The sequence below is a fragment of the Bremerella volcania genome (assembly GCF_007748115.1).
Classification (GTDB): domain Bacteria; phylum Planctomycetota; class Planctomycetia; order Pirellulales; family Pirellulaceae; genus Bremerella; species Bremerella volcania.
Window position 1 is genome coordinate 4194615 of sequence record NZ_CP036289.1, and the last position, 23284, is coordinate 4217898.

Sequence of the window (23284 nt, forward strand, 5' to 3'; positions counted from 1 at the left end):
TTCGGCGTTTTCAGTCTCGCAGGCCCCACTTTCATTTCAATCAAGCCTGAACCTGAGTATTAGGTAAGCTGCGGGATTCGCTCTATGACGGGTCCCTTCAGACTCGCAACCGAATGGATTTAGAACGAGAACGAATACGAGCCGATCTCCGTGGTGTCCTCGATGGTGAGATCCGCTGTGATGATACGTTCCTGGAACTCTATTCGACCGACGCCAGCCTTTTTCAGGTCAAACCGCTGGCAGTTGTACGTCCCAGGCGCACGTCCGATGTCTCGGCAACGGTTCAGTATGCGGCCGAAAACCAGATACCCGTTCACGCTCGCGGAGCCGGCACAGGAATGGCCGGCGAATCACTCGGCACCGGTATCGTGCTCGACTTCGCCCACTCGATGCGGCGGATCCTGGAAACGGGCGACGACTGGATCCGCGTTCAACCCGGTGTCGTGCTGGCGAACTTGAATCGGCATCTCGCTCAGCGAGACCGCATCTTCGGTCCTGATCCAGCGACACGTAGCGTGACGACCCTGGGAAGTGTTATTGCGTTGGACGCCTCAGGCAGTCACTGGCCGCAACACGGATCCGCCCGAGATCACATCCTGGAACTCCAGGTCGTCCTGGCCAACGGCGAAGTCGTCACGATCAAACCGACGCATCTCGATCGAGTGGCTCATTTGGAATCGCCTGAGTTGGTGCGGATCACTTCAGGCATTGCCGAATTGATGGAATCGCATGCCGACAAAATTCAAGGCAATTTGCCCAAAACTTTCAACCAAGGTAGTGGGTATCGACTTTCAGGCGTGGTCGAAAACGAAGTCGTTGACCTGGCAAAGATTCTTGCCGGTTCTGAAGGAAGCCTGGCCTTGATAACACAGGCCAAACTGCGGACATCGCCTCGCTCCAAGTCACGCGGTTTGGTGTTGCTTTTCTTCGAGCGATTGGACAACGCCGCCAAAGCAGCTGTGCAGTTGGGCACCGCTGGGATCAGCGCCTGCGATTTGCTGGATCGCCGAATCCTGGCAATCGCCCGGGAAACCGATCCACGTTACTCCAACCTGATTCCAGAAAATACCGAAGCCATGCTTCTGGTTGAATTCTCTGGCGAAACCCAAGCGGATGTTCACGCGGAACTAGAAAAGATCGCGGACCGAATTCGTCGACGTCGCAAGCTGGCATTTCATTCGCTGATTACCACAAGCCCAAAAGAAGTCGGTACCTACTGGGAATTGGCTCGTAGAATGACGCCGATCCTCTACCGCTTGAAGGGAAATACGCGTCCTCTTCCGTTCATTGAAGACATGACCGTTCCGCCGCATCAACTACCGAACTTCCTGACGAAAGTTCAGGATGTGATGAAGCGGCACGAGACGATCGCGTCAATCTTTGCTCATGCGGCTCACGGACATCTTCACGTTCGTCCACTCTTGAACATGGCTGACCGGGACGACCTGGCCAAACTGGAACGCATTGCGGACGAGACCTACGAAGAGTTGTTCCGGGTGGGCGGCTCACTTAGCGGCGAGTCCGGCGACGGCATCAGCCGCACGCCTTACCTCCCGAGGCAATACGGACCGCTATACGATCTCTTCGGAAGAATCAAACGCCTTTTCGATCCGGCCGGAATCTTGAATCCGGGAAAGAAAGTCCTTTCATCGACATTCTCTCCCATGGAACTGGTACGGCGTGTCGAGTTAGTCCCTCAAGTGGAATCAGACAGCGATTCCACGAATTCGACCAAAAAGAAAGACGACGGTACCTCCGAATTTGAGCTTCCCATTCTCACCTGGTCACCACAGGAAATGGCAACCGCGGCGCGAAGTTGTCACGGCTGTGGTCGTTGCCGTACGTACGGTGCCGATACGCGGATGTGCCCAGTCTTCCGCTTTGACTCTCGCGAAGATGCATCGCCGAGGGCCAAAGCCAACTTGCTGCGTGGCGTTCTTTCCGGTCAGCTTCCGCCGGAAAGCCTGGACTCGGCGGAAACCAAGGAAATCCTTGACACCTGTTTCCACTGCCACCAATGTCGAATCGATTGTCCATCCAACGTCGACATCCCTAACATCGTTCTCGAAATGCGAGCACGAAACGTCGATGCCAATGGCCTAACGCAGGATGGATCGCTGCAAGCCAAGATTCATCGCTGGGCCCTCTGGGGTAATCGCTTTCCTCGCATCGCCAACTGGGCCCTGGGCAATCGTGTTATGCGTTGGTTGATGGAACGCTTTATCGGGCTGGCCAAACAGCGTAAGCTGCCGCGGTTGGCCAATCGCAGCTTCGTAAAGCAAGCCGCGCGAAGAGGCCTGACGACTGCTACCCGCCGCACTGGTCGTAAAGTACTTTACTTTGTGGATCTTTACGCGAACCTTTTCGATACGCAACTCGCACAAGCTTTTGTGAACGTGTTAGACCACAATCGCATATCGGTCTACGTTCACCCCAACCAACAGGTCAGCGGGATGCCGTCGATCTCGCAAGGGGCCGTCACGATGGCGGCACGCTTGGCCCACAAAAACGTGAAAGCGTTAGCCGAGGCCGTTCGCCAAGGCTACACGATCGTCGCAACCGAACCCTCTGCCGTAATGGCGCTGACACACGAATACCTCAACCTGCTGGACTCTGATGACGCCAAGATTGTGGCCGAAAATACCCGTGAAGCATGTGAATTCCTGTGGGACCTCCATCACCATGGCGAGTTAGAACTCGATTTGAAACCCATGAACCTTACCGTTGGATTCCATGTCCCATGTCATCTACGCGCCTTGCACGAGGCTTCGTACGGCCAACGCATTTTGCAGTTAATTCCTGGTCTTTCAGTGCGCCCCATCGAAAAAGGTTGCTCCGGCATGGCCGGTACGTTTGGCCTGACTCGCAACAATTTCCGCAGCAGCCTGCGAATTGGCTGGGACTTGATCGTGGCGATGCGGGCCAAGCAAATTCAAATTGGCTCCACGGAATGCAGTGCCTGTAAGATGCAGATCGAGCAGGCCGGTAACAAGGCCGTTGTTCACCCGATCAAACTTTTAGCGAAGTCGTACGGTGTCCTTGAGCCAGACTCCGACCTGTTCACTCAGTCTCCTCATGATTTGTTTGTGACATGATCGTACGCGTCAAACTGTTTGCCTTGACCCAAGACCTGGCGGGATGCGAGGAAGTGTCACTTGACCTGGAAGAGCCTGTCACGGTCGGTGCTATTCGTAAAAACCTGGGTGAATCGGTTGAGGTCTTGCAACCGGTACTCGGCAGCTGCGCATTCGCGGTAAACAATGAGTACGCCCTGGACTCGGTCATGGTCCAGGAGACCGATGAAGTTGCTTGCTTGCCTCCGGTAAGTGGAGGGTAACGATCCGCGATGGTTGAACTTACCGAAAAGCCAATTGATGTTCCGGCGATCACCGGCACGGTGACTTCGCCCACATCGGGGGCGGTGGTCTTGTTTTTGGGAACCACACGGCAGTTTACCGACGCCAAGGAGACCGTCACGCTGACCTACACAGCGTATGCCCCCATGGCAACCAGCGAGATGGAAAAGCTCGAGTCGCAAGCGAAAGCACGTTGGCCCATCGATCAATGCGTTCTCATTCATCGTCTGGGGGAAGTCCCCATCGGCGAGGCCAGCGTGGCCGTGGCAGTGTCCACACCGCACCGGCGCGATGCCTTCGAAGCTGCCAGTTGGCTGATGGACCGCCTCAAAGAGCTGGTCCCGGTATGGAAAAAAGAGCATTGGTCAGGTGGATCGACTGACTGGGTTCATCCCGGATTGGTTCAGCGACCGAACGAAAATACGTTACAATAGTAGTATGTCTATCGAACCGAACACACCACTGATCGATCGCCTGGGACGCGTGCACACAAGCTTGCGCATTAGTGTGACCGATCGCTGCAATATTCGCTGCTTCTATTGCATGCCGCTAGAGAATGTTCGCTTCAAACCTCGTGACGAATTGCTGACATTTGAAGAGATGACGCGTGTCGTTCGTGTAGCCGCGGAACACGGGATCACAAAATTGCGACTTACCGGAGGGGAACCTCTGGTAAGATCGAACCTTGCTCATCTCATTCGGATGCTCAAAGAGGTGCCGGGCATCCAGGAAATTGCCCTCACCACCAACGGCATCCTTCTGACCGATCAGGCCGCAGACTTAAAGTCAGCGGGTCTTGATCGATTGAATGTCAGTCTCGACGCCATGAGTGAAGCGATGTTCGAGCGAATCACTCGCCGCCAAGGCGTTCAGAAGGTATTGGACGGAATTGCAGCAGCACAAGCAGTTGGTTTCCGCAATATACGCTTAAACGCGGTCGCGATTCAGAATCTCACCGAGTGCGAAATTGTGCCGTTGGCGAATTTTGCGCGTGAAAACGATCTCCATTTACGTTTTATTGAATTCATGCCTTTGGATGCGGATCGAGCTTGGGATAAGAACCAGGTTCTATCCGGACGACAGTTGCGGGAGATTATTTCAAGAGAAGTCGCTCCTTTAAGAGACGTCGATCGCCCAGACAAAAGCCAACCGGCAGTCGACTACGACTATGCCGATGGTCGACAACGAATTGGATTTATCAACAGCGTAACCGAGCCGTTTTGTGGAACTTGCAACCGACTCCGAATTACGGCGGAAGGACAACTGCGAAACTGCCTGTTCGGAACCGAAGAATGGGATGCACGCCAGGTTTTGAGAAACAGCGGAACAGACGCCGACTTGTCCGCACGATTGCACGACTGCGTCCAGGCCAAGAAGCCCTCGCACGGAATGGACTCCCCTGAGTTCGTTCCACCAGAGCGAGCCATGTACCAAATCGGGGGATAGCAATAGACGTTGAATTCTCGGCAGTCGCAATCCAGTAACTAAAGATTGCAACTTTCATTGAAAGTCTAGCGTTAAATACTTCACACTGCCTCCCCAACCTTGCGATGCAATCGGGGAATTAACGGTCAAGAAGGAAACGACATCACGGTGGCAAGAGAACGAATCTACCTCGACAATGCGGCAACAAGTTGGCCTAAGCCTGCCAGCGTTGTGGAAGCCGTGCAGCACCATATGACCGAGTTGGGGGCGTGTGCCGGCAGAAGTGGCTATCGCGAGGCCAACGAAGTCGAAAGACTGATCGGGGATACGCGGAAACAAATCGCCTACTTATTCGGTACCCATTCGCAAGAGCACGTCATCTTCGGCTACAACGGCACCGACATGCTGAACCTGGCCTTGCATGGGTTCTTGCAGCGGGGTGATCACGTCATCACTACCACGGTCGAACACAACTCGATCCTGCGTCCCCTTTCGACCATGAAAAGAATGCTTGAAATTGAAGTGACTCACGTCGAAGCTGGCGAAGATAGCCGTGTCTCTGTGGATGCGATCGAAAACGCAATCCAAGATAATACGCGTCTTGTCGCACTCACCCATGTGTCGAACGTGACAGGTGCGATCCAGCCGGTGGAAGAGATTTTCCAGGTCGCTAAGAATCGCGGCGTCCGCATGCTCGTCGATGCGGCGCAGTCGGCAGGGCATCTTGACCTCAATTTGGGCGAGACACCGGTCGACATGGTGGCTTTTTCCGGACACAAAGGTCTGTTGGGGCCGCTAGGAACCGGCGCGATGATTCTGCAGCCAGAAGTGGCGGAGTTGTTGCACTCTCAGCGCCAAGGCGGAACCGGCACCAAGAGCGAATCGGACGAGCAGCCCAACGAACTGCCCGCCAAGTTTGAAAGTGGCAACGCAAATGTCACCGGCATCTTAGGGCTCCGTGCCGGTGTTGAATACATTCGCGAGCAAACGGTCACGGCCCTGCATCGTCATACCATGCAAAACGTCAGCCGGCTGATTGAAGGTCTGCAATCGATGCCCCAGGTACGCATCTTGGGACCGCAGAATCTGGAGCATCGTACGGAGGTCGTTAGCATCCAGGTCGATTCATTCGACCCGCACGAACTTGCGACGGCCCTCGATTCCGCGTTCGGCGTGCAATGCCGAGCAGGACTACACTGTGCCCCTCTGATGCACCAGCACCTGGGCACTTTGGGCTCGGGCGGTACACTGAGATTCAGCCTGAGTATCTTCACCACGGCTGAACAGATTGATCGCACCCTGGAAGCAATGCAGGCAATCGTGCGATAGCAGCTGGGCACATAAGCCGTATGCCGACGGTGCAACACACGGATGGATTTCAAAACATCGCCATGAATAAGAAACCCGATCAAAGCAAACCTTGGTACCAGGATGGCCTCCAGTTTGAGTGCACCCAGTGCGGCGGATGCTGCACCGGTGGCCCTGGTTACGTTTGGGTGAATGCGACCGAAATCCAAGCCATGGCAGACTTTGCAGGCATGACCGTCGAGCAATTCGAGTCGGTCTATGTCCGTGAAGTCGGTTTGCGAAAGAGTTTGAAGGAATACTCAACTGGCGACTGTGTTTTTCTCGATACCGAAAGTAAGGGCTGTACCGTTTATTCGGCAAGGCCCCGACAGTGCCGTACTTGGCCATTCTGGGACTCAAACATCAAGACGCCGGAAGACTGGCAGGCTACCTGCGATTTCTGTCCCGGCAGCGGTAAGGGGCGTCTCTACAGCCTCGAGGAAATCCAGGACCGAGCGAGCGAGATCCGGATTTAAGGAATTTTCGGGTCCAACTGACCGGTTTGGATTGAAGATTTACCGATTATTCCGTCGATAACGATTGCACGGAGACCGGTACGTTCGAACGGCGAGCCTGAAAAGTCTTGTTTTTCGCTTGAAATTGCGGCCTCCGGACCCTTGGATCTTTGAAAATTGGATAGTTCGGAGAAGCCTGAAAAAGGGCGGAAGTCAAGATGCTGGTATCGCGTTAAATCTGCGCAAGCCCAGAATGAGCTTGACTCTAGTGCTTGTGGCACTTACACTTGGAGCAATTGCTGACGGAAGTCTGGAAAACTTACGACAACTCAATTCATCCTCGTGTGGGAGTCGCCTCGTGACCAAAAAAGAGATTGTGAAGACGATTTCTGAAGAGATCGGGCTCACACAACTCAAGACGAAAGAGATCGTCCAGAAGACGTTCGATGCTATCGTAACTACCCTCGTTGAGGATGGTCGCATCGAACTGCGAAACTTTGGCGTTTTCGAGGTCAAGAAGCGTGCCGCTCGCAAGGCCCGCAATCCGCGAACAGGTGCCAAGGTCGACGTCGACGAAAAGTACGTCGTTACCTTCAAGCCTGGCAAGGAGATGGAAGAACGGGTGCGACAGTTGGAAGAGAAGGACCGACAGGGCCGACTCGAAGCCGAGCAACAATCGGCACCACCTCAGCAGCAGCCCTACTCCCCTCCCCAGTCGAATGACGGGCCCGGTTACCCATCGGCTTATCCCAGCCCGCCCAACCCACCGAGTTCTGGACCCGGTGACTACAGCGGCTGAGCTGAGTGGCAGCATACGGTAAGTTAGGTCTCTCCGAACTCTCCAAGATTCAATCCTTGGTCGATGGATAAATGAACGCAAACGGTCAGGATGGCCGCTTCATAAGTTTCACGGAGGAAATGAGATGCGTAACTTCATCATCGCTTTGCTGCTTGGATTCGCCTTGATGAGCAACACCGGTTGCTTCTTGCCGATTTACTCGGCCGACCCAAGCGTTCGAACGACCGAATTGATCTACACCTCGGAAAACCTGCGGCACGTTCTGGAAGAATGGCAACGCATCTGGTTCCTCGACCAGCCTAGCCACTTGGCTCCGTACCGTACCCACGGCGGTATTATCTAACGCCGCTCGCACGAAAACTCCGAAACCGTGAAACGAGACACCACCGGTCTGCCGCTGCGCAGGTTGGTGGTGTCTTTTCGTTTGCGCCATGCCGTTTCGCCCTCGTTGCGAGATCCAATATGCCCCGATACGATTGGCGTAGCTTTCTGCGGTAAAGACCGCGCCCAATCGATTCCTTCGCCAGCGAAAACGCATGTCTGTTGATCTTGCCGTTCAGTTGGGGCGACTGATGCTCCCCAATCCTGTTTTGGTCGCCTCCGGTACGTTTGGCTACGCGAAGGAAATGGCTGGCATTGTCGACCTGGCCAGGCTGGGTGGTATCTTGCCGAAGACCATCACCAGCAGCCCGCGTCCAGGTAATAAGCCGTGGCGGACGGTCGAAACCACCGGAGGGATGCTTAACAGCATCGGGCTCGATAACGATGGCATCGACTACTTCATTGCCAATCACCTCCCCTACTTAGGTTCGCTTGGTTCGCCACTGGTCGTAAGTATCGCTGGCAAGACGAAGGAGGACTTCGTCAACATGGCCGCTCAATTGGGGGAGCACGCCCAGGTATCCGCCATCGAATTGAACATCTCGTGCCCCAATGTCAGTGGGGGCATCGACTTCGGAACCGATCCCGCCACCTGCGAGAAATTAGTAGCAGAAGTCCGGGCCGCGTGTCCCCATCCGATCATCGCCAAGCTGACCCCTAATGTCACCAGCATCGCTGCGGTTGCCAAAGCGGCCGAGGCGGGCGGGGCTGACGCTGTTTCGGCAATTAATACCGTTCAAGGGATGGCGATCGACTGGAAACGCAAGAAGCCCATGCTGGGCAACGTGATTGGTGGACTATCCGGTCCGGCCATCAAGCCGATCGCCCTGCGATGTGTTTTTCAGATTTCCCAATCAACAAGTGTTCCGATCATTGGTATCGGCGGAATTAGCACCCTGGACGACGTCATGGAATTCCTGGTCGCTGGAGCAACGGCCGTTCAGATTGGTACGGCGAACTATTTCGATCCGACGCTGTCTAACCGAATAGTCAACAAACTACCTGGGGCAATCAGCACGCTAGGGGCATCCAGCATGAAGGAAGTCGTCGGGACGCTCCAACTCCCTTCGTAGTCTGCTGCGCATTTCACTGCACCCGTCTTATCGGCGGTTCCCTTCTCTTGCCCCGGGGTGACACTTTCCCCGATTGTTCGTCATAATGACCCGCTGGTTTTGACTTTGTTCCTCCCCGTAATCTGACAAGATCCATGCGTGTTCTTTCCGGTATTCAGCCGACAGGACGTCCCCACTGGGGCAACTACTTTGGTGCGATTCGGCAGTATATCGATCTGCAAGGCAACGAGCAGTCGTTCTACTTCATCGCCAATTTGCATGCCCTGACAACGGTCCGTGACCGTGAGAAGCTCGAGCAAGCAACCATCGACATGGCCCTCGATATTCTGGCCCTCGGCTTAGATCCCGATCAGGCGACGTTGTTCGTCCAGTCGGATGTGCCTGAAATCAGCGAGCTGTGCTGGATCCTCATGACCGGCACCGGCATGGGCCTTTTGAAACGTTGCGTCAGTTATAAGGACAAAAAGGACAACGGACTTAAAGCAGACGCGGGGCTCTTTACATACCCTGTTTTGCAAGCGGCCGACATCCTGGGCTACGACTCCGACATTGTCCCGGTCGGGCAAGACCAGGTCCAGCACATCGAGGTCACTCGCGACATTGCACAAAGCTTTAATCATCAGTTCGGCGAAGTCTTCGTGCTGCCTAAGCCAAAAGTGCTGGACGCCTCGGCCAAGGTCCCTGGCACCGATGGCGAGAAGATGTCCAAGAGCTATGGCAACACAATCGAATTGTTCGAGCCACCCAAGCAGGCTCGCAAGAAGATCATGCGGATCGTGACGGACTCGCGCCCGATGGAAGATCCCAAAGATCCAGAGACTGATCACCTTTATCAGTTGTACTCGCTGTTTGCCGAACCAGAACCGCTGCAGGAAATGGCCGACCTTTACCGCAAAGGTGGCTTCGGCTATGGGCATGTGAAGAAGGCGTTGGCCGATGCCGCGGAATCATATTTTGCTGAAGCGCACCAGCGCCGCGCTGAGTTGGTTGCCAATCCGGCTAGCTTGAAAGAGATTCTGGGGGATGGTGCCCAGGTCGCGCGAAAGAAGGCCCGCGAAGTCCTCACCCGGGCACAAGAGGCTTCCGGTATTTCCAGCTGGCACGCAAAACTGAAGTAGGCAGGCGACTATGTCCATGGAAATCATCGGAATCGGAACCGACATTATCGAGTGCCTGCGGATCGCTCAAATGATCGAGCGCCACGGCGAGATGTTCATCAACCGCGTCTACACACAGCACGAAATCGAATACTGCAGCGAACGCAAAGCAGCTACGCAGCACTACGCTGGTCGCTGGGCCGCTAAGGAAGCGGTACTCAAAGCCATCGGCACCGGCTGGATCAAAGGGATCACCTGGCGCGATGTGGAAGTTGCCAATCAATTTGGCGGCAAGCCGATCATTCACCTCTATGGCGGAGCATTGGATTCCGCCAAACGACGCGGGATCGAAGAAGTTCAGATCAGCATCAGTCACTGCCGCACGCATGCCGTCGCCTATGCGTTAGCCTTAGGGGACACGTCTCAGCTGAGCAATCCCCGGCCCTAAACGCTCAAGAGAAATCTCGTAGAACCAGTTGCACTATACTGAACGTTTGTATACATTGCAAGCGTTCTGGGGGCAGGAACTCGTTTTATTAGATTCACTCTTGAATTAGGGACGACTGCTATGAGCCTCAGTCAAATTGTCTTTGCCGATTTTGACCAAGAGATCGCCAACACACGTAAAACGCTGGAGCGTGTGCCTGACGATAAATGGGATTGGAAAATCCACGAAAAGTCGAACACGATCGGCTGGGTCGCTGGCCACCTGGCCGAAATCCCTGGTTGGACCGCATCGACGTGGAATCATGACCAATTGGATATGAATCCTCCAGATGGTCCTGGTTACCAGCCACCGCTGCTAAACAGTCACGCCGATGCCTTGGCACTTTTCGACAAGAACGTGGCCTCCGCGAAAGCTGCAATCGCAAACATCACTGAAGAAGACTTGAGTAAACCTTGGTCACTGCTTGATGGTGGGAATGTTCTGTTCACTATGCCCAAACTCGCTGTAATGCGGACATTTGTCATCAATCACCTCGTGCATCATCGTGCAATTCTCACGGTTTATTTCCGCGTCAACGATGTACCTGTCCCCGCCTTGTACGGACCGTCGGGTGACGAGTCGATGTAAGCAGGAAGCATGACTTGCTGGCGATCAGGCGTCCTTCGTCCTCTGTGACGCCTGATCGCTCTGCTTTTAGAGTCGCTTCTGGAATCTCATTACGCTTCCTGAAAGAACGGCAAGTCCACAAAGGGTTAATCCTAATACTGACGGAATCAAATCCCAAAAGTCGGCGGCCCGCAATACGATGCCGCGAAGTATTTCAATGAAGTAGGTTACGGGAATCGCAAACGTAATCACGTAAATAGGTAGCGGCATTTCACTTCGCGGAAACATGAATCCGGACAACAAGACCGATGGCAGCATGATGATGAACGCAAACTGGACGGCTTCAAGCTGCGTTGTGGCTACCGTGGAGACAAACAATCCAAGCCCTAGCGAGCAAACCATGAATAACATGGACAGTGCAAGCAAAAGCAAGATGCTACCGTTCACGGGGACGCCAAAAGCGTAAATCATCACCGACAAAACGATCAAAAGTTCGACAAAGCCAATCATCGCGTAGGGAAAAAGCTTTCCCAAAAGTAGCCCCATTCGGCCGACTGGCGTGACGAAGAGTTGTTCGAGTGTTCCATGTTCGCGTTCTCGCACGATCGCGAATGACGTCAGAAACAGGGTTACCAGTTGCAATATGATCCCAATCAACCCCGGTACAAAAAAGTGGGCACTGTCGAGATCCGGGTTGTAGAGCAGTCTCGTACGCGTATCAATCGGCAGGGCAATCTCTCCATTTTCATCACGAGCCGGGGCAACACTGAGGGTTTCAGCAACACTCTTGGCCCTTCCCATCGAAAGGTTCAGCCCGAGTAGTTGAGCGGTGCTTTGTGCCGTAGTGGCAACCTGCGAATCGCTTCCGTCGATCAGCACTTGAAGTTGAACCTGCTCTCCTCTGAGCAATTGATCCGAGAAGTTCGGAGGGATCTTTAATCCGACCTTTGCCCGTCCTGACGTAAGGGCACGATGAAACGACTCCGAATCATAAACGCGCTGCTCGAGTTGAAACTTTCGCGTATTGAGAAATGCCGCTACAACCTCGCGGGCATGCTGTCGACCATCGAGATCCAATACGACCATGGGGATGTTTTCGATTTCCGTATCGATGGCATATCCGAAGATGATGGTCTGCATTACTGGAACCACCAACATAAAAAACAGAGTGATCGGTTGTCGGCGGATATGAAAGAACTCTTTCATCAGAATTGCCCAGAGCCCAAACAGGGTTTTGCCAGGCTTGCGCTTCGCAACCGATTTGGGCATAGAAGTTGGGCCAACCTGGGCTTCACCTGGTTCATCCGATAACTCTTCGGCGATCTCCTCTTTTAACTCGTCCGCTCCTTCTTTTTCAGCATTGGCTGTCAGCGTAACAAAGACGTCTTCCAGCGAAGGGGATATTGGACGCAGTTCAACTTCTTGATCGGACAGCCCAAGATGCTCTTTCAATTTTTCAGGCGAAACGCTTTCGTCAATCAGCACATGTAACGTCTCGCCGAAGAGGGTAGCGTCACGAACGCCTTGTTGCTGGCGCAGCATAGAAAGTTGCTCGGTCGCGCGGGGAACTCTCACTTCATATCTTTTGGTGCCTTCAGGCGTGATCTGAGGTAACGCTTTCAACTCGCCCGGCTTCCCCAGGACCAGCAGTCGAGACATATAGAGATAACCCACGTCCGTGCAGCGTTCCGCCTCGTCCATGTAATGTGTCGTGACCACCAGAGTAACGCCGCGGCCAGATAGTTCAAACAGTAGGTCCCACAAATGCCGTCGTGCCACCGGATCGATCCCAGCCGTTGGCTCGTCGAGGAACAACAGGTCCGGTTCATGAATCAAGGAACAAGCCAGTGCCAAGCGTTGTTTCCAACCTCCTGAAAGTGTTCCAGCCAATTGGTTCACAAAGTCGTTAATGCCGGTCAAATCCATGACCGCTTTCTTGCGTTGTTCGAGCCGCTCGGAACTTAGCCCATAGATGCGGCCGTAGAATTCCAGATTTTCTCGAACCGTCAGGTCGGCGTACAAGCTGAAGTGCTGGGACATGTATCCGACACGCGGCTTGATGCTTTCCGAATCAACGTAGGCATCTTTGCCGAGGACAGTAGCCCCGCCATCGCTAGGCGGCAGAATCCCCAGCAACATGCGAATAATTGTCGACTTACCGCTGCCATTGGGGCCTAATAGCCCGAAGATCGCTCCTCTCTTGACCGCGAAGCTGACATTCCGAACCGCGGTAAAGTCGCCAAATCGTCGCGTCAAATCCCGAACCTCGATGACCACATCACTGTCGTTCATGGAGTTTCCTCAACGGGATCAAGCGATACGTTGACCGTCATTCCAGGACGAAGCCGTCCGACCTTTTCATTCAGTTCCACTTTCGTGCGAAAGACGAGTTTCGAGCGGTCCTCCAGCGTTTGCACATTGCTAGGTGTGAACTCAGCCTGTCGCGAGACAAAGACGACCTCGCCGACGTACTCCTCTTCAGGTAATCCATCGACGGTCACACGCAATTTTTCGCCAACTTCAATCGCGTGTCGATTCTGTGGGACGTAGCAACGTACCCAAAGATTCTCTTGATCGAGCACCGAGAGCACCGGCGCACTGGCGCCAACGAGATCACCAGGCTGAAGATCGAGCGCCTCGACAAATCCATTAACGGAACTAGTGATCTGTAATTCTCTCTTTTGCTCACGAATCACTTCGACCGATGCCTGGGCTGCATCGCGAGCGGCTTTTGCCGCGGCAACATCTTCGGCACGTGATCCATTCTTCATCAGCTCCCAGGCAGCTTTCGCCTCGGCAAGTCGACCTTCCGCCTCACGAATCTCTTCTTCACGCGTCCCTGCTTTAAGCAAATCGAGTTCCTGGCGACGAACCGCAACCTCCGCGTTCGCGGCTTCTAACTCCTTGGTGGCAGAATCGAACTCCTCGCGAGAAATGGTGTTCTTCTCAAAAAGTTCATTACGACGAGCAAAGTTCTGTTTTGCGAGTACCAATGCCGCGTCGGCGACTTCTACTCGTCCGCGAGCCGCTTGGATCTCTTGCTCGCGCGGACCTGCTTTCAGTTTGTCGAGGTGGGCCTGGGCTTGCAGGGAGCGTGCTTCAGCCTGGGCGATTTCCTCAACGCGAAAACCGGCCTTCAAACGCTGATAGTCGGCCTCTCGCTGAGCCAGTAATTCGACAGCCTCTTGCTCTCGTTGAAGAAGATCAAAAGGTTCGAGCTCAATCAGAAGCTGCCCTTTCGCGACAGGATCTCCCTCTTCCACGAGCACGGACTTCACGCGGCCACCAACGCGAGAACCAATTCTTATCTCGTCGGCCTCCAGAAAACCTGAGACCATATTGGGCTCAGGCACCAACTTGCTGTACGCGACCAATCCGCCCAGAACGATAATCACCAAACCAATTACCAGGAAACGGTATATCATCGATGCCGATCTTTTATGCGTAGAAAGTGAACTCGTACAGAACGCCAGGCTTTGCCTACCATTCTACCGAGTCCCACACGACGGTCACACAGGCACCATACTTACGCTAAGGGGCGATCTTTGTCTCTCTCCCTCCCAGTACGATCATCGGCTGCCATTTTTCCTTGGTTGCTGTCCCATGACGCAGCATATTGCCGGTAATCTGGCAATCTTCCAGATTCTTCAACAAGAGGCCGGCATTGTCGCAATCTAGCACCGTGCAGCCGGTCATGTGGAACCGTCGGCAAGCATCCAGCATGATTCCGGCTTCCGTACGACGTGTTTCATGGACATGTAATCCGGTAATCGTCCCACCATTACAATTGCGAAACAGAACCGCATTGTCACACGTGTCCTCATCGCGATACGGCGGATTCCTGGCCAGAACATTAGGGCCAACCACGACATTCATGCTGTCTTCGACGCGAAGATTGAACTTGTAACCGCTGGAAATCGTGTTTCCGTTGATGATCACATCGCGGGCCTGCTGGATGTCGATATTCGTTTCGACATCGCTCAAGATATTGTTGGCGATGGTCACCAGTCCCCAACAACGTTCACCCTCTGGGTTGGCGCCGATAAAACGCACGTTGGCTGAACCTGGTCCGCCAGAATGCTGGATCGTACAGCCTGTTATCGCAACTTCGGCCGTTCCATACTTGGATCCGTCACTGTCGATCAAAACATTCTGAACGTTCGCTTCCAGGTCACATCCACTGATGTGAATATTTCGCACATTGCCCCCCTTCGAGACAAACCCACCGCCATCGTTGTAGCTGACATGGCACGCCGAAAGATTGATTTGATGCAGGTCCACATTGTCGAGAAACACGCCGACGCCGTGGTTTTCGTAGAGGTGACAGTCGGAAAGAATGACATTGCGGTTCCGCTCGACCAGGTGAATCGCATGGCGGGTATGGCGAATGATGACGCGAGAGATCGTCAACTGCATGGTTCGCACCGCCTCGATTCCGTCGGCCTCGTCGTGAGTGCCGATGATTTCGATTCCATCGACTAGTGGCATGCGCTCTTTTTGCCACACATTTGACTTGACGGTCTTAGGGGACGCCGTCCCCTGGTGCGTTCCCACGAATCGAATGGCCGGCCCGGGCCCGGTCATCATGATGCGGGCCGTTCCATCGCCAACAATCGACGTTACTCCGACTTTGTCGAGGTCCACGACCAGCGGCTTGGAAATCCGATACGTTCCTCGCGGCAAGCGAATCGCAGTTGAGCCTGCGTTGATTGCGTTTTGGATGGCTTCGGTATCATCACTGACGCCATCGCCACCGGCACCGAACGCTCGAACGGTCGTATCGACGTCTACCATGGTCAGCGGGATTGGTTCCGGCTCATCCGCGTTCGCCAAGCTCACGCTCATTACGATGATGGCCAGCAACATTGGGCGCAGGCCAGTCGTTTGACTGCGTGAGCAAGCTCTGTGCTTAAAATTGCGGTTCATGCGGTCTCTCAGAAACTGGTCGAGCGACATCACGTTACCCCTCTTGTGAACGGTTATTGTTGCGCCCTGTGACGCCAAACGTCTAAAAACATACCACGAGACATCATATTTCTCAATTTTTTGTTCCGCAAACGCTTTCAGAGCCAAAAGAATGTTTGCGTCAGCGCGGGCGAAGTGGCATATTGACATCGCATCCCTCCTTCCAACAATTCGGTATCCTCGACCGGAGATCACACTATGCGACTTCGTGGTTGCGTTGCTTTCGCACTGCTCTTCCTATTGGTGTTTCCACTTGCGCTTCAAGCCGAACTACAAGTCGGTGCCGCTTCGGTCGACATCACTCCGCAATCCTTTCCGGTCTTGATCAACGGCGGCTTTTATTCTCGTCAAGGGGAACCCAAGGATATTCATGCCAGGGCGATCGTCATGGACGATGGCGAAACGCGGATCGCCATCGTCGTTACCGATAGTTGCATGCTGCCGAAGGACCTGGTTGACAGCGCCAAGCAACTCGCCGCCCAGCGGGCAAAGATTCGGCCTGATCATATGCTCATCTCGGCAACCCATACGCATACGGCACCATCCTCGATGGGTGCCCTGGGAACGGATGCCGATCCGACCTACGTCCCTTACCTTCGAATCAAGTTGGCGGAAGCGATCTTGGAAGCCGAAAAGAACCTGCAGCCTGCCCAGGTAGGCTGGGGTTCGACAGACGCCAACGAGTTCACCGCCTTGCGAAGATGGATCCTGCGTCCTGGCCAAGAGCGAGAAGACCCCTTCGGCGAAAAGACCGTCCGCGCGAGCATGCACACGGCCAAAAACAACCTTGAGAACGTCACCGGAGAGTCTGGCCCCGAAGACCCCGAGTTGTCGGTTATTTCATTTCAATCGCTGGAAGGTGAGCCAATCGCCTTGCTGGCCAATTTTTCGATGCACTACTTCAGTGGCGGCGGCGCGGCCGACTACTTTGGTGCTTATTGCGAGAAACTCGAAGAAGCTTTGGGGAACAACGGTAAGGACGGGCCGAATTTCGTTGCGGTGATGTCTCATGGCTGCAGCGGCGATATCTGGCGCGTCGATTACCGGACCGGCACCAACCAAACCTTTGATGGCTTCGTCGACGGAATGGTCGCGAAGACCCAGTACGCCTTGGAAGGGATCGAGTACCAACGCGATGCACCTTTAGCGATGGCTGAAACCCGAATGCGTTTGAACTACCGGGTTCCCAGCGCCGAGCGTCTCGAATGGGCCAAGGGGATCGTCGCCGAGATGGGAGATCGAGGCCCCAAAACGCCAGCGGAAGTTTATGCCCGCGAGCAAATCATTCTGGATGAACGGCAATCAACGGAGATCGTGCTCCAGGCCCTGCGAATTGGCTCGATTGCGATTGCGACCACTCCCAACGAGACATACGCACTGACTGGCCTCAAGCTCAAACGCCGTAGTCCCCTGCCACAGACGATGGTGATCGAACTTGCCAACGGTGGCGATGGTTACATACCTCCGCCAGAGCAACATATCCTCGGAGGCTACAACACGTGGGCGGCTCGTTCCGCAGGTCTGGAAACAACCGCCGAGCCTAAGATTGTCGAGGCCGACCTGGAACTACTGGAAAAGGTCGTAGGAAAAGCTCGCCGTGAGTCCCTTCCCCCGGACAGCAAGATGGCGGCATCGATTCGGATGCTGAAACCCATTCGCTATTTCCCATTGCACGACATGGAAGGACCCACTGCCCGCGATTTCTCTCCCAATGCGAAACCGGCATCCATCGAGGACGGAGTCGTCTTCTTTTTGGAGGGCGCCGATGGGCCGGCTCTGGCGACAGATTCCGAGTTGAATCGTGCTGCACATTTCGCCAATGGTCGGATCATTGCCGACATTCCTGAGATCGGAGATTCATTCACGATCAGTCAGTGGATCTGGAACGGCCTCGACCTGAAGGCCCGGCCGATCGCAGGCTGGTTTCTATCCCATGGCGTGACACTTGGAATCGCTGGTCAGGGGGATCACGCAGGAAAACTCATTCTGGAAACATCGGATTCTAAGTTTTCGTACGGCAAAACGCCCATCGAACGTTGGACCTGGGCGAACGTCGTATTGGTTCGCTCCGGCGAGACTCTACGCGTTTACCTGAACGGAAAATTGGAAATCGAATCCCAGGCCGGCTCCGTTTCAGGGTCGGATCAGGTTTACATCGGCGGACATGCCAACAACACCAGTAACTGGGAAGGCCGCCTGGATGAAGTTGCGATTTTTGATCGAACCCTATCCCCAGAAGAAATCTCCACCCTCGCGGACGATGGTCGAGCCACACCCAGTGACACAACCGCCAAGCTCAGCGAGGAAGACAAAACCAAAGGCGGACGCCACTGGGTAGACGAGGCGACACCGCTACCCAAGTCAGCCGCGGAGCAATTGAAGACATTCCAAGTCGAGCCCGGTTTCCGCCTGGAACTGGTCGCCGCGGAACCGCTGGTAATGGACCCCGTTGCGGTCGCATTCGACGCCCAAGGGCGAATGTTCGTCGCGGAATACGGCGACTACCCCATCGGCCCATCCGAAGAAGGAGCACCACCACTATCTCGAATCGTGCTTCTAGAAGATACGAACGACGACGGCCAGATGGATAAGCGAACCGTCTTTGCCGACAAGCTGAACTTCTGCCATAGTTTGATGCCGCTTCAGGGGGGGATCTTAGCGTGTGCTCAAACCGAATTGATCCTCCTCAAGGACCAGAATGGCGACAACGTCGCAGACTCGCGGGAAGTGCTCTTTCGCGGCTTTCAACCAGCACATCCTCAGATGCAAGTCGGCTGTCCACGCTGGGGTTTGGACAATCGCATCTACTTCAACTACGGAGTAGGAAAGATTCTAGGCCCAGGCCAGCAGGAACCCACGACGATTGGTCGTACGGAATTCTGGATTAATCCGCTCACCTATGAATTTGGTTCCGCCAGTGGAACAGGCCAATATGGCAATACGTTTACGGCCTGGGGAGACCGGCTGTTCAGTACCAATCGCAATCCCATCATCGCCACCACGATGTCGACCGAAGAAGCGGCCCGCAATCGTTACGCCCCGCTTCATCGCGTTCAATATGACGTCGCTCCGTCTGGCGGCGACTCGAAGGTATTCCCCCTGGTGGCCATGAAAAGCAACTGGCTTTCGCACGCCGGAACCCACACATCGGCCTGTGGCACTACGGCCTATGTTGGCGATGGCCTAGGTCCAGCCATGGAAAACAGCGTTCTGGCCTGCGAACCGATTGGACACCTCGTTACCAGAGCGATCGTCAAGCGTGACGGAGCCAAGCTTTCATCGCAGCGTGCCCGAGAAGATGCGGACTTCATTGCGTCGACCGATACATGGTTTCGTCCCGCGAGCCTGGCCAACGGACCTGATGGGATGTTGTACCTGGCTGACATGTATCGACTTTGGGTCGAGCATCCTAAATTCCTTCCACCGGAAATCGCGGCCCAACTCGACTGGCGAGCTGGTGACGACCGCGGACGAATCTGGCGAATTGTGCCGGATAACACGGCTTCTCAGGCGAGCTACAAGCTCCCGAAAACGACCACGGGACTTGTCCAGATGCTCGAAGACGCCAATGGCTGGCGGCGGCGCACGGCTCAGCAGCTTCTTGTCGAAGAGCAGGATACGGACGCAACCGATGCCCTGATCGCATTGGCCAGCAGTTCAAAATCGCCTCTGGCACGCCTCCACGCATTGTGGACCTTGGAAGGATTGAACCAGCTTGACGATGGAACCATTGGCAAGGCGCTCCATGACGAACACAGCGAGGTCCGTGCAGCTGCGATTCGTCTCGCCTCGCGCCATTGGGACGAACGACCAGAGACCTTAAAAAGTGTCTTCACGATGACAGATGACCCCTCACCTTGGGTCCGCTATCAACTTGCTCTGGCCATGGGCTTGACCAGTGACCCTCGCAAGGTTGATGTTCTTAGTGCGTTGATATCTCACGACGGAAAAGACCCCACGTTTGCAGACGCGATCGTCGCCGCTTCTCAAGAGTGCGCCGCTTCGGTTCTCGCCAACAGCAATAGCAAAAACGCCAGTGATCTCAGTTATCGGTTGGCGAAAATAGTGGGAGCCAAATCCAACGAAGTTGAAACGGAAACGACTTTCAAAGTAGCCCTGCAGCAAGACGATTCCCATCACCAGATAGCGGTGCTCCGAGGACTCGCGGACGGAATGGCCCAAGGGAAACGCTTCGAGGCTATCGTTTCCCGTGTCCCCAACGGCAAGCACGATCTCACGCAGAAGCTTCTAGATTGGGCTCAAGCAGAGAACCAATCACCACAGATGCGTAGCGATGCCATCGGGCTGCTTCGTTTCTCATCGCTTGCCGAAGACGAGTTCTTTGCCAACCTATGTTCGTCGCGTGAACCACCATTGGTACAGCAGGCCGCCGTTACCGCACTCGCTGGTTCGCTCACCAGTGCTCGAGAAACTTTGCTTGCAGACCTCTGGCCAGAACTAGAACCATCCACCAAGCAGACGGCGCTTTCACTTTTATTGAAGACAACACGCGGAGTCGAATTCATCCTTACCGGCCTTCAGAAAGGAACCGTAAGTACGACCTCCTTGAGTCTTGACCAACAGTCACTACTCCAAAAACATCGTGATGATTCCATCCGCAAACGCGCCGAGCAATTGCTGGGGCGCGTAGCAAGTAGCGACCGAACCGCTGTTCTTCAGAAGTACGAATCGGCTACGCGGACGATCGGCAGTCCTTTGGCTGGACGCGAGGTTTTCTTGAAGCAGTGCGCGAAGTGCCATGTACCAGGGGAAGCCGGACAGACAAGTGTCGGCCCCGATCTTGCCGATTCCTCTAATCGACCACCGGAAGCCATCTTGTTCGACATACTCAATCCCAGTGGAAAGGTCGAACCGAAGTATGCTGCCAGCCAAATCCTGACTGTCGATGGTCAGACTTACAGTGGAATCGTCATGTATCAGTCTCCGCAGGCCATCCTATTGCAACTGGCTGATGGCAAGACGCAGGAGATCCCACGAAGTGAGATTGAACTTTTCCACACAAGCGATCAATCGCTTATGCCCGAGGGCCTGGAAAAGGAGATTTCCCTGGAACATATGGCCAACTTGCTCGAGTTTTTGAAATCTCCCTTGCCGAAGAAATAACGGCTAATCCCAGTGAACGATCACCTTCAGGCTGTCCGGGTCTGCGGCCCGGGCAATGGCTGCCTGAATATCGTCGCTGCCAAATCGCTCGGTATCATTCGTCATCAAGTCGATTTTCGGCAGCCGTCCTTCCGCAAGAAACTCGTGAGCCAGTCGAATGCCACGCATGCTCGAGCCGTGTGTGGCCTGGTAACACTGCAAGCGGTAGTGGATGTCGTTATTCAAGTCGACTTCGTAGGCCAGTCGCGGCTTGCCGCTCGCCCCCTTAACGCCAGCATGGGCGTCCATTACCGTTCCGTAGCCCATCAGCTTGGGAGCAAGTTCGTAGGCGGCCGCGACCGGAGCGTTCACCATCACGAAGTGCGGTTCGTTGAACGGCTGACATTCTTTATAGACGTTTTCGACAACGTTCTCGTCCCAACGAATCCCGACAACGTTATCTGCGCCGAAATCTCGCATCACCCGTTCGAGCCGCTCCTGTCCTCGGTTGATCATGATGATTTTTCGAGCATTCATTGCCTGGGCACATTGCAAAGCGTATGTGCTTTGCGAGCCAGCCCCGATCAAAACCACGATCCGATTCTCGATGCAGTGGTTAACGCGCGTCATCCCTTCCAAGCAACACGCGAGCGGCTCCAACTGACAGGCATGGGAAGGATTGAAGTCTTTGGGGAACTTGACAATCGGACCATACTTCACGAACCAATCTGGCAGCACCGCATGCGAACGGGCAAAGCCGTCGAACTCGTGGCCAGTCGCCCAGGTATTAGGGCAACTAGTCCAATCGCCGGTTCCGTTTTCGCCGCAGTAAATGCACTCGGCATCGCCACAAGGAATATCGCAGCCCAGACCAACCAGGTCGCCCGGTTCAAATTGCGAAACTCCTTCCCCAACTTCATCCACGACACAAGCCGCTTCGTGAAGCAGAATCGCAGGCCACTTTTTAATCCGCGGCAGTCCCTGCTTGTAAATCACTACGTCGGACTGACAAACCGAAGTCGTCACGGTGCGAAGACGAATCTCGCCAGGGCCTGGGGCTGCGATCTCCTGAGAAGTCGTCGTGAACGTTCCGCCGGGCTGATCGAGATATTGAACTTGAGCATTCATGGTATTTGCGTGCTATTGGGGGCTACTTTGCTTGGGGATGAATGAGGACCTTGGTGAAGAACTCGGACTGCTTGTGCATCATTTCTAGTGCAGCAATTCCTTCGCCCAAGGGAACACGATGTGTGATGAGCGGCTTGAGATTGAGTATTCCGCTGCTCATCGCGGCGAGGACCGTTCGCCAGTCGTCATCATCGCTGTAGACGCTGAAGTCGGAGTTCCACACACCGAGCATGTCGATCTCGCGGCGCATTGCCTGGGATATAAGTGGCGCCGGCAAAGTAACATCCGCTGCCGGATTTCCCAGCAGAATCACTCGGCCTGATCGACGGACGACTTCAATCGTCGCCAACATGGTTGGCGGGACACCAGCCGCTTCGATTGCCACATGAACGCCGTGACCGTTCGTGTGCTGCTTGACGACGTCGTTCACGTTGCCGTCGCGGCTATCGAACGTATGCTCGAAGCCAAGCTTCCTGGCGATTTCCAGCTTCTCTGGCTGAATGTCGAATAGCAGGATGGGACCTGCTCCCGATGCTTTCAACCACTGGGCGACCATCAAGCCGATGGGCCCGAGGCCAAACACGGCAACCGAGTCCCCCAAGCGAACATTGGCCCGGCGCACCGCGTGCAGGGCAACGGCCGCTGGTTCAGTCATCGCGGCTTCCTCTAACGAGACGTTATCTGGCACCCGAATCAGGTTTCGCTCAGGAGCGATCACAAATTCCGTGAAACCGCCATCGCTACGCGATCCCAGGTAATCGTAGCCGTCTGACTGGGCATACTTCCCTTGTTCGCAAGCAGCGTGATCATCTCGCCAAAGCAGAGGAAACACGGCCACACGATCCCCAGGCTGAAAGTTCTGAACGCCATCTCCGCAGGCTTCGACAGTACCGGCGAACTCATGACCGCAGATGGTGGGAAAACTATAGGTCCCCTTCGAGAAACAGCGTGGGATATCCGATCCACAAACGCCGCAGAAACCAATTCGCACGCGTACTTTGCCAGGCTCGACCTCGGGAACCGGCACTTCTTCGTACCGCAGGTCGCCCACGGCATGCAGGACGATGGCTTCCATCTTCTTGTCTTCAGTTGTACTCATAT

The 23284-nt window shown here is 54.7% G+C and carries 18 protein-coding genes; 13 read left to right on the forward strand and 5 right to left on the reverse strand.

Annotated elements, in window-relative coordinates; all coding sequences use genetic code 11:
* Positions 1-113: 113 nt before the first annotated feature.
* The 12 genes from Pan97_RS16555 (at position 114) to Pan97_RS16610 (ending at position 11008) form a co-directional block, all read left to right on the forward strand.
* Positions 114-3095, forward strand: a complete 2982-nt coding sequence (locus Pan97_RS16555; RefSeq protein WP_144974428.1) for an anaerobic glycerol-3-phosphate dehydrogenase subunit C — start codon at positions 114-116, stop codon at positions 3093-3095.
* A complete protein-coding gene (locus Pan97_RS16560) occupies positions 3092-3337 on the forward strand; it encodes a MoaD/ThiS family protein (protein WP_144974430.1) in 246 nt (81 codons plus the stop codon). The genes Pan97_RS16555 and Pan97_RS16560 overlap by 4 nt, the downstream gene beginning before the upstream one ends.
* Before the next feature lie 9 nt (positions 3338-3346).
* Positions 3347-3790, forward strand: a complete 444-nt coding sequence (locus Pan97_RS16565) for a molybdenum cofactor biosynthesis protein MoaE (RefSeq protein WP_144974432.1) — start codon at positions 3347-3349, stop codon at positions 3788-3790.
* A 4-nt stretch (positions 3791-3794) separates the two neighbouring features.
* Positions 3795-4802 carry a GTP 3',8-cyclase MoaA gene (gene moaA / locus Pan97_RS16570; protein WP_144974434.1) on the forward strand — a complete coding sequence of 336 codons (1008 nt, stop codon included), beginning with the start codon at positions 3795-3797 and terminating at the stop codon, positions 4800-4802.
* A gap of 147 nt (positions 4803-4949) precedes the next feature.
* Complete coding sequence (locus Pan97_RS16575) at positions 4950-6110, forward strand: aminotransferase class V-fold PLP-dependent enzyme (RefSeq protein ID WP_144974436.1); 1161 nt, start codon at positions 4950-4952, stop codon at positions 6108-6110.
* Positions 6111-6172: 62 nt separating this feature from the next.
* Positions 6173-6604 carry a YkgJ family cysteine cluster protein gene (locus tag Pan97_RS16580; protein ID WP_144974438.1) on the forward strand — a complete coding sequence of 144 codons (432 nt, stop codon included), beginning with the start codon at positions 6173-6175 and terminating at the stop codon, positions 6602-6604.
* A gap of 337 nt (positions 6605-6941) precedes the next feature.
* Positions 6942-7382 carry an HU family DNA-binding protein gene (locus tag Pan97_RS26685; RefSeq protein WP_206668898.1) on the forward strand — a complete coding sequence of 147 codons (441 nt, stop codon included), beginning with the start codon at positions 6942-6944 and terminating at the stop codon, positions 7380-7382.
* A 124-nt stretch (positions 7383-7506) separates the two neighbouring features.
* Entirely contained in the window at positions 7507-7725 is a 219-nt protein-coding gene (locus Pan97_RS16590; RefSeq protein WP_105356031.1) for a hypothetical protein, read from the forward strand.
* A gap of 193 nt (positions 7726-7918) precedes the next feature.
* A complete protein-coding gene (locus tag Pan97_RS16595; RefSeq protein WP_144974440.1) occupies positions 7919-8836 on the forward strand; it encodes a dihydroorotate dehydrogenase in 918 nt (305 codons plus the stop codon).
* 134 nt (positions 8837-8970) lie between these two features.
* Complete coding sequence (gene trpS, locus Pan97_RS16600; RefSeq protein WP_144974442.1) at positions 8971-9954, forward strand: tryptophan--tRNA ligase; 984 nt, start codon at positions 8971-8973, stop codon at positions 9952-9954.
* Between the two features lie 16 nt (positions 9955-9970).
* Positions 9971-10381 carry a holo-ACP synthase gene (gene acpS / locus Pan97_RS16605; RefSeq protein ID WP_144974444.1) on the forward strand — a complete coding sequence of 137 codons (411 nt, stop codon included), beginning with the start codon at positions 9971-9973 and terminating at the stop codon, positions 10379-10381.
* A 120-nt stretch (positions 10382-10501) separates the two neighbouring features.
* Positions 10502-11008, forward strand: coding sequence for a DinB family protein (locus Pan97_RS16610; protein WP_144974446.1), 507 nt, complete (start codon positions 10502-10504; stop codon positions 11006-11008).
* Positions 11009-11074: 66 nt separating this feature from the next.
* Here the strand turns inward: Pan97_RS16610 and Pan97_RS16615 are convergent, their stop codons facing one another.
* The 3 genes from Pan97_RS16615 to Pan97_RS16625 form a co-directional block, all read right to left on the reverse strand.
* Positions 11075-13279 carry an ABC transporter permease gene (locus tag Pan97_RS16615; protein ID WP_144974448.1) on the reverse strand — a complete coding sequence of 735 codons (2205 nt, stop codon included), beginning with the start codon at positions 13277-13279 and terminating at the stop codon, positions 11075-11077.
* Positions 13276-14412 carry an HlyD family secretion protein gene (locus Pan97_RS16620; RefSeq protein ID WP_144974450.1) on the reverse strand — a complete coding sequence of 379 codons (1137 nt, stop codon included), beginning with the start codon at positions 14410-14412 and terminating at the stop codon, positions 13276-13278. The genes Pan97_RS16615 and Pan97_RS16620 overlap by 4 nt, the downstream gene beginning before the upstream one ends.
* A 106-nt stretch (positions 14413-14518) precedes the next feature.
* Entirely contained in the window at positions 14519-15853 is a 1335-nt protein-coding gene (locus Pan97_RS16625; protein WP_206668899.1) for a right-handed parallel beta-helix repeat-containing protein, read from the reverse strand.
* Positions 15854-16150: 297 nt separating this feature from the next.
* On the opposite strand from Pan97_RS16625, the gene Pan97_RS16630 reads away from it, so the two are divergent.
* The gene (locus Pan97_RS16630; RefSeq protein WP_144974454.1) at positions 16151-21076 is read left to right on the forward strand and encodes a PVC-type heme-binding CxxCH protein; all 4926 of its coding nucleotides are present in this window, start codon (positions 16151-16153) and stop codon (positions 21074-21076) included.
* 3 nt (positions 21077-21079) lie between these two features.
* Here Pan97_RS16630 and Pan97_RS16635 read toward each other — a convergent pair whose 3' ends face one another.
* Positions 21080-22183, reverse strand: coding sequence for a zinc-dependent alcohol dehydrogenase (locus Pan97_RS16635; RefSeq protein ID WP_144974455.1), 1104 nt, complete (start codon positions 22181-22183; stop codon positions 21080-21082).
* Between the two features lie 22 nt (positions 22184-22205).
* Complete coding sequence (locus Pan97_RS16640) at positions 22206-23282, reverse strand: galactitol-1-phosphate 5-dehydrogenase (protein WP_144974457.1); 1077 nt, start codon at positions 23280-23282, stop codon at positions 22206-22208.
* Positions 23283-23284: the final 2 nt, after the last annotated feature.